Genomic DNA, 1,541 nt, shown 5'->3' with positions numbered 1-1,541 from the left:
TGTTTGTCAAATTTTGTTTGACCGTTACTATATAAACTCGCAATGATTGCTATGATAGTTAATATTTTCTTCATAGGTGAATGGCATATAACGTTCCCTGTATTTGCGCTGGAGCGGAAATGGGAGCAGAGTTCTCTCTGCCAAGATACAACTTTCTTGGTTTGAACGAACGTTCAACCTGCTGAAAACCAGCTCTAGCGTAAATACAGTGTTAGCAGTAATTATTGTTCCCTAAGTTTTTCGAGTTTGAATCTATACTCCATAAATCCATGGTCGTCGAAATCTTCTTTTATTACTTCTGGAACATTGTTGTCAACTAGCTGGGATAACAAGGCAAATTGAGATGTGGTATAATTTAATACTAGTTTCCCATCTTTCTTTAGCTTTAGTTCTATGACTTTATACTCCTTCATGGGTTCCTTTGATTCGGGCCTGTCGGTATGTACTGTACTTTGTATAAAAGTGTTTGCAATCCAACATTTAAATGTGTCTTCATTGGAAATATATGGTTCACCAATGAAATAGAATATTTGATGTTCTTTATTAGAACTTTTCCAGTTTCTTTCCTTTGATAACACGACAATACAGTTTTCCCTTATTTCATATCCTGTTTTACCCTTTATCCACTTGCCTTGAAAGTTTTCATGCGGAGATGTTTGACTATATATGGTATTGCTAATTGCAAATAGGATAAATATCAAATAGGTTCTCATCGTTTCGTTTTTTTCATAATTACTGCTAACGTGTCGCCGGTAAGCGAATTCGCGATGCCAGCGGACAGAGTTTTCTCTGCCAAGATAGAACTTTCTTCGTGAAAAACAAACGTTCAACTTACTGGAAACTAGCGTAATTAGCTTACCGGCTGTTAGTAGCCGTTTTCGAAAATTAAATTTAAAATAAGCATTATTAAACAAGTTATTATTATGGAAACTAGAAAGACTTTGAAAAATATTTTTAGATTGCTGCGAAATCCAATTTCCATTTGTTGAGTTCGAGATTTAATAGCGTTTGTTAATTCGTCAAAGTTTCTAAATTCTCTACTGCTAAGTAAGTATACATTGCAATCAGACGTTCTAAAACTAAAACTTCTATATTTTCCACCTTTATCATAATTTTCTGTTTCGTCAAAGCCATTCAACTGTTCATTTTTATATTCTAAAATTTTATTATTTAATAAGAAATGCACAGCTATTCCATTATTTGTTACTTTAATTTTTTTATTAAGAATAATCGATAGCAAAACCAGAGTCAATAACAAGGCTATAAAAATGCCTATAAAAAGATAAAGCCCGATAGGCGATTTTCCAGGTTTCGATAAAACTATTTTCATTATGTAAATGAAAAACCCAATTCCTGATAAGAGAAAAAGAGGAAGAATGATTGAAAACCAATTTGTTTTTGAACTTATATTCATGATTGTTACTGTGATCGTGATAAAATGGCTACTAACGTTTCGCGCATTTGCGTGGTCGCGTCAAAGCGAAACGAGTTCTCTCCGCCGAAGATAAACAAAGTTCGTGAAACTGAAACGTTCCGGCCGC

Annotated in this window: 2 protein-coding genes; both read right to left on the bottom strand. The window is 33.8% G+C overall.

Going from position 1 to position 1,541, the window contains the following annotated elements; all coding sequences use genetic code 11:
* Nucleotides 1-221 precede the first annotated feature (221 nt).
* Complete coding sequence (locus BLP55_RS16545; protein WP_091147515.1) at nucleotides 222-713, bottom strand: hypothetical protein; 492 nt, start codon at nucleotides 711-713, stop codon at nucleotides 222-224.
* A gap of 152 nt (nucleotides 714-865) precedes the next feature.
* Nucleotides 866-1,414, bottom strand: a complete 549-nt coding sequence (locus BLP55_RS16540) for a hypothetical protein (protein WP_091147511.1) — start codon at nucleotides 1,412-1,414, stop codon at nucleotides 866-868.
* Nucleotides 1,415-1,541 lie beyond the last annotated feature (127 nt).

Source organism: Flavobacterium caeni (assembly GCF_900101895.1).
GTDB lineage: Bacteria > Bacteroidota > Bacteroidia > Flavobacteriales > Flavobacteriaceae > Flavobacterium > Flavobacterium caeni.
Note: the sequence above shows the minus strand (reverse complement) of the source record. Positions and strands in the feature narration are given on the sequence as shown.

What these genes read in the sequence shown, in the direction of transcription:
- BLP55_RS16545 (WP_091147515.1), bottom strand. Translation starts at nt 713, where the DNA reads ATGAGAACCTATTTGATATTTATCCTATTTGCAATTAGCAATACCATA.
- BLP55_RS16540 (WP_091147511.1), bottom strand. Translation starts at nt 1,414, where the DNA reads ATGAATATAAGTTCAAAAACAAATTGGTTTTCAATCATTCTTCCTCTT.